Origin of the sequence: Corynebacterium sp. HMSC05H05 (assembly GCF_001807265.1) — a bacterium.
In the GTDB taxonomy this organism is placed as follows: Bacteria; Actinomycetota; Actinomycetes; order Mycobacteriales; family Mycobacteriaceae; genus Corynebacterium.
In genome coordinates this window covers 130640-138119 of record NZ_KV788368.1, presented here as the reverse complement: position 1 = coordinate 138119, position 7480 = coordinate 130640, and the positions used below count along the sequence as shown (strand labels likewise).

Below are 7480 nucleotides of genomic sequence, written 5' to 3'. Positions count from 1 at the left end.
TTCAAACGTGGCGCATTAACCGCTTGATCCCGCCATTCCCAGGCTAAAGTTCCCAGGGTTTGCGAATCGGGGCGGGCGGAAGTGGCGTGAGGCATGCAGCGGTGATGCAGCGGTGATGCAGCGGGAACGCGCCGCCGCGCTAGAGCTCGATCGGGGCGTTGTCCAGCAGCCTCGTCGATCCGACCTTCGCCGCCACGAGCAGGCGCGCCGGCCCCGTGTACCCCTCTGGCAGATCTGACATGTCGGGGGCGGTGGCAACGAGGTAGTCGAGGTGGAGTCCTTCGGTGGCGTCGAGAAGCAATTGTGCTTCCGAGAGGCTGCCGGTGGCCAGCGCCCGCGGGATGGCCAGGGCGGTGGCGCGCTCCTCGGCGGAGAGGTAACGGTTGCGCGAAGAAAGCGCGAGGCCGTCGGTGTCGCGCACGATCGGGCAACCGTGGATACGCACGGGAGGGTGCAGGTCATCGACCATCTGCCGAATCAGCGCTAACTGCTGGTAATCCTTCTCGCCGAAAAACGCGTCCGCGGCGCCGGTCAGGGCGAACAGCTTCGCCACCACCGTGAGCACACCCGCGAAATGCGTCGGCCGGGTCGCGCCCTCCAGCACCGTGCCGAGCGGACCGGGCTGGATCGTCGTGCGCGGGCCATGCGGGTACATCGTCTCAGCGGAAGGCGCGAAGACAGCGTCGACGCCTTCCGCTTCAAGCTTTGCGACGTCCTCGGCCAGCGTCCGCGGATACGCCTCCAAATCCTCGCCCGGCGCGAACTGCAGCGGGTTGACAAAGATGCTCACCACCACGGGATTGCCCAGCGCTTTAGCGGCGCGGACGAGGGCGAGGTGGCCGCTATGAAGCGCGCCCATGGTGGGCACGAGGGAGATGGGGCCGGCCGGAAGCGCCGTAACCAGCGCTTCCGGAGTGTGCACGAGTTGGGTCATGCACCCATTATCTACCTCGCGGCAACGTCCAGGCCCTCGCCTCCGTCGGCGACGTCCACGTGGACGGTGTCGCCGTCGACGATCTCACCTGCCAGCAGCTTCTTGGCCAGGCGGTCGCCGATTGCCTGCTGGATCAGGCGGCGCAGCGGGCGGGCACCGTAGGCCGGGTCGTAGCCGCGCTCGGCCAGCCAGGACTTCGCGGAATCCGACACGGCCAGTATCAGGCGGCGGGCAGCGAGGCGCTCGGCCAGACCCTCAAGCTGGATGTCCACGATGCCGACAAGCTGGTCCTGGCTCAGCGGGTCGAAGACCACCACGTCGTCGAGGCGGTTGATGAACTCCGGCTTGAAGTGGTGCTTCACCGCCTCCATGATCTGCTCGCGGTTGCCGCCAGCGCCCAGGTTGGAGGTGAGGATGACCACGGTGTTGCGGAAATCCACCGTCCTGCCCTGGCCGTCGGTGAGGCGCCCTTCGTCCAGGACCTGTAGGAGCACGTCGAAGACGTCCGGGTGCGCTTTCTCGACCTCGTCGAAAAGCACGAGCGAGTACGGGCGACGCCGCACGGCCTCGGTGAGCTGGCCGCCGGCATCGAAGCCGACGTATCCCGGAGGGGCACCGACCAGGCGGGCGACGGAGTGCTTCTCGCCGTACTCGGACATGTCGATGCGGATCATGGCCGCCTCGTCGTCGAAGAGGAACTCCGAGAGCGACTTGGCCAGCTCCGTCTTACCCACGCCGGTGGGGCCGAGGAAGAGGAAGGAGCCGATCGGGCGGTTCGGGTCCGCCACGCCCGCGCGGGAGCGGCGCACCGCGTCGGAGACCGCGACCACGGCTTCTTTCTGGCCCACGACGCGCTCGCCGAGCACGGACTCCATGTTCAGCAGCTTCTCGGTCTCACCCTGCATCATCTTGCCGGCCGGGATGCCGGTCCAGGAGGACACGACGTCCGCGATGATGTCCGGGGTGACCTCCTCTTCCAGCATGGTCTTGTTGCTGGCCTCGGATTCCACCTTGGCTACCTCTGCCTCGAGTTCCGGGATGCGGCCGTAGCGCAGCTCGGAGACCTTGGCGTAGTCGCCCTCGCGCTCCGCGATCTCGGACTCGTTGCGCAGGCGCTCGAGCTCCTCCTTCGCGGACTGGACCTTATTCACCTCCGCCTTCTCGTTCTCCCAGCGCGCCTTCATCTCGCCGAGGCGCTCGCGCTGGTCCGCGAGTTCCTCACGCAGGTGCTCCAGGCGCTGCGCGGAGGCGGCGTCGGATTCCTTCTGCAGGGCAATCTCCTCGATCTCCAGGCGGCGCACGATGCGCTCGAGCTCGTCGATCTCCTGCGGGGAGGAATCGATCTGCATGCGCAGGCGCGAACCAGCCTCGTCGACCAGGTCGATGGCCTTGTCCGGCAGGAACCGGTTGGTGATGTAGCGGTTGGACAGCTCCGACGCCGACACCAGCGCGGAGTCCTGGATGCGCACGCCGTGGTGCACCTCGTAGCGTTCCTTCAACCCGCGCAGGATGCCGATGGTGTCCTCCACCGTCGGCTCGCCCACGTACACCTGTTGGAAGCGGCGCTCCAGGGCGGCGTCCTTCTCGATGTACTGGCGGTACTCGTCCAGCGTGGTCGCGCCGACCAGGCGCAGCTCACCGCGGGCGAGCAGCGGCTTGATCATGTTGCCGGCATCCATCGCGGAATCGCCGGACGCACCGGCACCGACGATGGTGTGCAGCTCGTCGATGAACGTGATGATCTGCCCGTTGGACTCCTTAATCTCATCCAGCACGGCCTTCAGGCGTTCCTCGAACTCGCCACGGAACTTCGCGCCCGCGACCATGGAGCCCAGATCCAGCGAGATCAGCGTCTTGCCCTTGAGTGACTCCGGCACGTCGCCGGCCACGATGCGGCGGGCCAGCCCCTCCACGATCGCGGTCTTGCCCACGCCCGGCTCGCCGATGAGCACCGGGTTATTCTTCGTGCGACGGGAAAGCACTTGCACCACGCGGCGGATCTCCGAATCGCGCCCGATCACCGGGTCGATCTTGCCCTCGCGCGCACGTGCGGTCAGGTCGGTGGAGTACTTCGCCAGCGCCTGGAACTGGTCCTCCGGGTTCTCGGAAGTAACCTTCTTGCCGCCGCGCACGGAGGAGAAGGCCTCCTTCAGCGCCTCGAAGGTGGCGCCACGCTTGGTCAAAAGCTCAGCGGCGTCGTCGTTGCCCTTTGCAATGCCGGCGAGGAGCACGTCGGCGGAAACGAACTCGTCTCCAAGCTCGCCCGCGAGATCCTGCGCCGTGCTCAGCGCGACCTGCAGGTCCCGGTTGATGCCCGGGTTGGCCATGTTTTGTCCCTGCGCGCTGGGGTAGCCGCTAATCAGCTCGCCGGCCTCGCGCGCGACCGTCTCCGGGTCCACGCCGGTGGCCTTGAGCACCGGGGCGGCAATGCCGTCCTCCTGCTTCAAAAGCGCCTCGAGCACGTGTGCCGGGCGCATCTCCGGGTTGCCGGCGGCGGAGGCGCGCATCTGCGCCTGCTGCAGGGCCTCCTGTGTCTTCTGCGTGTACTTGTTCGCCATGATGCCATGGTCCTTTCTTGCCTAATGTTTGTTCTGCACTAGGTGTAACGCACACGAAGTTGAGTCTGTTCCTGTCAACGGCAAAAAAGTTGCGCGGGGTTAGCTCACCTTGAGTAGAATTTTCCGTAGCACAAGCTCAACAAGGGGATGGGGTCCAAAAAGTGAATGTGGCAAATATTTGCCACATTCCAAAAACACCACACCTGCCCCGAAAAACTTCAGGGGGAACCATGCACACGCCACCAGCTCTTCGGGGGTTAAAGCTCATCGAACTCATGCAATGGGGCCAGCGCTTCGCCGGCTGGGAGCTCTCGGAGCTCACCGGCATCAAACCGCGCACCCTCCGCAACTACTTCACCCAGCTCAAATCCGCCGGATACTGCATCGAAAGCACGCCAGGCGCCGACGGTGAATATTGGTTAGACCCCGGGCACTACGTGTACCCGCTGCGCTTCACCAACGAGGAAGCGCGAACCATCGTCATCGCGCTGGACGTTCTCAGAACCGTCGCCCCGCCCGATAGCCCGCTGATGCAAGACGCGAAAATCCTCCACTACCTCATCGGCCGGCTCCTCCCGGGCGCCGCGTTGGACGAAGTGCATCAGATGGGAAAGGAGGTGACGCGGGGGCTCATCAAGATGCGGGCGGTGTATGCGGTTTGGGAGGAAACCGAAGGACGTCGATAAGCATCAAGCTTTACGACGGTCTCTTGACCGGTATCCACTTCATCACGTAAGCCAGCACGACCACCCCGACCGCGATCGCGAACGCGATCCAGCCGAAGATCGCGGTAAAGCCGGCGATCACCGCGATCGGCGCGATGATGGTCGTGCCGATTTCGAACGGGGCGAAGCCGACGTAGGCCACGCCGTACTCGTTGAGCGTGCCGGACTTCAGTTTCGGGTCCACCATCTTCAGCAGCGCGATGCCGGTGGCCACGGCGGCGGTGGCCCAGCCCCAGCCGAACAGGCCGCGCTCGAGCCACTGCTCGCCGAAGAATGTCGGGCCGGCCCAGAACATCCACACCACGCAGAACAGGGTGCCCAGCACGAAGATGAGCACGAGCGCTTGCCAATAGCCCGCCAGTGCTGCGGGCACGATGGAGGCGATGCCGAAGGCGATCATGTAGTCCGTGGCGGCGCCGGAAACGGAGTTGATGGTGGAGCCGTCCAGGTAGTTCGGGCGGCCGACGAGCTTGAGCACCAGGCGGCCGATGAGCCCGATAACGAATGCCATGGCGAACAGCGGGATGGACACGTTGGACCACTGGTCCTTGATCACGCTGTTGACCATGTACGCGATGAGCACGGTGAACGCGATGAAGCCGGCGTGCAGCGCCAGCGGCTCAATAGACGAGGGGTTGGTGGTGGCCTTACCGATGGAGGGGCGCTCCGCTTCGTTGCGGATGTAGCCGGTGCGCAGGTCGTCAGGCAGGGTGCCAGCGAGCTGGGACGACTTGCCCTTGCGGATGCCCCAGTTGGCCATGATCACGCCGCCGACGATGGCCACCAGGGTGCCCACGGTGGCGGAGGTGAACCCGATGGAGGACGCGCCCTCCACGCCGATTTCTTCGAGTGCGGAGCCCACGGCCGCCGCGGTGCCGAAGCCGCCGACGAAGCCGACCGGCAGCATCATGCCGAACCACGGCTCGGTGCCGAACACCGGCGCAAACACGTACAGGCCGAGCAGGATGAACAGACCCCATTGGCCCATGAACATGGCGGTGGAATAGCCCCACATGTTGCGGGCGCCGGAGGCGACGGAGCCGCCGAGCTCCATCGAGTACGCCATGGAGGCGAACACCACCGCGATCAACAGCGTGGTGTACGTGCCCACCTGGTCAGACCAGTGGATCACGCCCAGCACCTCGTCGCCCAGCAGCAGGCCGAGCAGGCCTGCGGTGATCGGGGCAGGCAGCAGCAGCGCCTGCAGCACCTTCAGCCGATTGCGCAGAATGTTGCCGACGATGAGCAGGACCGAGATCCAGCCAATGTCCGTGAGCAGCGTATACGGGGTGAATTCCACCACAGCACCTCTTTTCTATCCACTTATCACATTTCAACCGGGTGCAACTTTAGCCCACAGCCGCTAGGTAACCTGTTTTTATGCCTTCCGTCCCCTTTTCGCAGACGTTGCGCACCCACGGCCCGCAGGTCAGCCGCGCGTGGCGCGCCCGCTTCTCCGAGGCGTACCCGCAGGCGGAAATGATGCTGCCACCTAGCCGCGAGATGCCGCCGCTGCTTTTACGCGCCGCCCTCGCCGTGCTCGAACGCCCCGCCGAGGAAGTCCGCGACGAGCTGAAGGCGCTGGCGCTGGATCTGCGCCGCACGGGGTTTCCGGCTGAGGAGTACCCCAACGCTGTGCAGATGCTTATCGACGAAGGCGCTGACGCCGAAGCCGACCGCACCGCACTATCCGACGCGGCCGAGCTCATGCGCGATACCGCCTCACAGGCCGACTACGCAGGTGTGCCCGCCGCCACCGCCGCCCAGGTGACCAGCGTGGCGCCCCACGGCGAGGTGCAGGTGGTGCGCCTGGAGGCAGGCACGCCGGTTCCGTATTCTCCCGGCCAGGTCATTCCTGTGATGTCGCCGAAGCGTCCGGGCGAGTGGACCGGCTTGGTCCCTGCGATGCCGTCCAACCCGCTCGGGCAGCTGGAGTTCCACGTACCCGGCGACATTCCGTTGGAGCCGGGCGACTGGCTGACGTTGGGGGCGGCGCGCGGTGGGCTGCGCGGGGCCGTCGACAAGCAATTGCTCCTTGTCGCCGCCGAGGGCGGTTTCGCTGCGGCGAAAGCGCTGGTGTTCCACTGCCTGGAGCAGCCCGATCCGCCGGGGGTACACCTGGTCGTCGGCGCGCGCGAGCCCGGCGAGTGGTACGACACCGCTGCGCTGGAGGCGCTGGCCAAGGCCCAAAACTGGCTGGATATTACGTGGGTTGCGCAGTCGCGTGTGGGCGCGTCGCTGGAGCAGGTGGCCTCTGGCGCCGGCATGTGGTGGGGCCGCGAGGTGATCGTGTGCGCGCAGCAGGAGCGGGCGGTGAGCCTGGCCACTGCATTGGAGGTCGCCGGGGCGCAAGACGTGCAGACCGTCGCCCCCGATGCGGCGCCGGAGTGGTTCAGCGAATAACGCTGTGCTCCCGAATCTCCGCCAGCGGCAGCTCCTTGCGCGCCTCGGTGGCGTCCGCCGGGTCGATGTCCACCACTAGTGTCTCTGGCCCGTAGCCGGCCTCCGCAAGCCGCTGGCCCGTCGGCCCCACCACCACAGAGTGGCCCGCGCCAGTGGGCCCTGAAGGCTCCCCGGCCTTGGTCTCGAAGTCCGGGCGGGCCTGGTCAGCGGCCGCGATGAACACCCCGGCGTCCAGCGCACGCGCGACGGTGAGGGTGCGCCACTGCTCCACCTTGCCCGGCCCGTCCGCCCAGCTCGTGGGCACCACAACCACTTTCGCGCCACGTTGAGCGAGCGCCTGGAACTGCTCCGGGAAGCGGATGTCAAAGCAGGTTGCCACCCCCACAGTCACGCCGTCGTGTTCGAACGTGACCAGCTGGTCGCCGGGACGCACCGTGTCCGATTCCTTGTAGTTGAAGGCGTCGTACGTGTGGATCTTGTCGTATCCCTCATGCACCCCGCCGCCGGTGATCAGCGCGGTGTTGTAGACGCGGTTGTACTCCTTGCCGTCCACGGTGTTCGTGTCCGCGGGGCGGAACATGCCGGCGACGATGGTGACGCGGAGCTCGTCGCTAAGCTTTTTGAGCCCTGTGGCGAACGGGCCGTCCAGCTCCTCTGCCTGCGTATCTAGCCGCCCCTGCCCGAACGCCTGGCTGGCGGCCTCTGGCAAAACGATCAGCGTGGCGCCTTTGGCGGCGGCGTCGCGGATCAGCGGTTCGATGGCGGCCAAATTTTCCATCTTGTCGCCGCCGGCGGCAATTTGCAATAGCGCGATCTTCATGTGGATAACTCTAGGTGCGTTTTGGGGGAGTTATCCACAG

Annotated in this window: 6 protein-coding genes; 2 read left to right on the top strand and 4 right to left on the bottom strand. The window is 66.0% G+C overall.

Going from position 1 to position 7480, the window contains the following annotated elements; all coding sequences use genetic code 11:
* Nucleotides 1-139: 139 nt before the first annotated feature.
* Both panC and clpB read right to left on the bottom strand, forming a co-directional pair.
* Nucleotides 140-934: a pantoate--beta-alanine ligase gene (gene panC, locus HMPREF3151_RS00600; protein WP_070472098.1), complete on the bottom strand. Its 795-nt coding sequence runs from the start codon at nt 932-934 to the stop codon at nt 140-142.
* Nucleotides 935-945: 11 nt separating this feature from the next.
* Nucleotides 946-3492 carry an ATP-dependent chaperone ClpB gene (clpB, locus tag HMPREF3151_RS00595; RefSeq protein WP_070472096.1) on the bottom strand — a complete coding sequence of 849 codons (2547 nt, stop codon included), beginning with the start codon at nt 3490-3492 and terminating at the stop codon, nt 946-948.
* Nucleotides 3493-3722: 230 nt separating this feature from the next.
* On the opposite strand from clpB, the gene HMPREF3151_RS00590 reads away from it, so the two are divergent.
* Nucleotides 3723-4178 (top strand): hypothetical protein, encoded by a 456-nt coding sequence (locus HMPREF3151_RS00590; RefSeq protein ID WP_070844428.1) that lies wholly within the window; start codon nt 3723-3725, stop codon nt 4176-4178.
* Between the two features lie 10 nt (nt 4179-4188).
* On the opposite strand, the gene HMPREF3151_RS00585 is transcribed toward HMPREF3151_RS00590, so the two are convergent.
* A complete protein-coding gene (locus tag HMPREF3151_RS00585) occupies nt 4189-5517 on the bottom strand; it encodes a sodium/glutamate symporter (protein WP_070472145.1) in 1329 nt (442 codons plus the stop codon).
* A gap of 80 nt (nt 5518-5597) precedes the next feature.
* On the opposite strand from HMPREF3151_RS00585, the gene HMPREF3151_RS00580 reads away from it, so the two are divergent.
* Nucleotides 5598-6620: a ferredoxin reductase domain-containing protein gene (locus tag HMPREF3151_RS00580; protein ID WP_070472093.1), complete on the top strand. Its 1023-nt coding sequence runs from the start codon at nt 5598-5600 to the stop codon at nt 6618-6620.
* On the opposite strand, the gene HMPREF3151_RS00575 is transcribed toward HMPREF3151_RS00580, so the two are convergent.
* Nucleotides 6610-7440 carry a carbon-nitrogen hydrolase family protein gene (locus HMPREF3151_RS00575; RefSeq protein ID WP_070472090.1) on the bottom strand — a complete coding sequence of 277 codons (831 nt, stop codon included), beginning with the start codon at nt 7438-7440 and terminating at the stop codon, nt 6610-6612. The genes HMPREF3151_RS00580 and HMPREF3151_RS00575 overlap by 11 nt on opposite strands.
* Nucleotides 7441-7480 lie beyond the last annotated feature (40 nt).

Excerpts from the sequence above, each read along its gene's own strand:
- HMPREF3151_RS00580 (WP_070472093.1), top strand. The coding sequence starts at position 5,598 with ATGCCTTCCGTCCCCTTTTCGCAGACGTTGCGCACCCACGGCCCGCAG.
- HMPREF3151_RS00590 (WP_070844428.1), top strand. The coding sequence starts at position 3,723 with ATGCACACGCCACCAGCTCTTCGGGGGTTAAAGCTCATCGAACTCATG.
- panC (WP_070472098.1), bottom strand. The coding sequence starts at position 934 with ATGACCCAACTCGTGCACACTCCGGAAGCGCTGGTTACGGCGCTTCCG.
- clpB (WP_070472096.1), bottom strand. The coding sequence starts at position 3,492 with ATGGCGAACAAGTACACGCAGAAGACACAGGAGGCCCTGCAGCAGGCG.
- HMPREF3151_RS00575 (WP_070472090.1), bottom strand. The coding sequence starts at position 7,440 with ATGAAGATCGCGCTATTGCAAATTGCCGCCGGCGGCGACAAGATGGAA.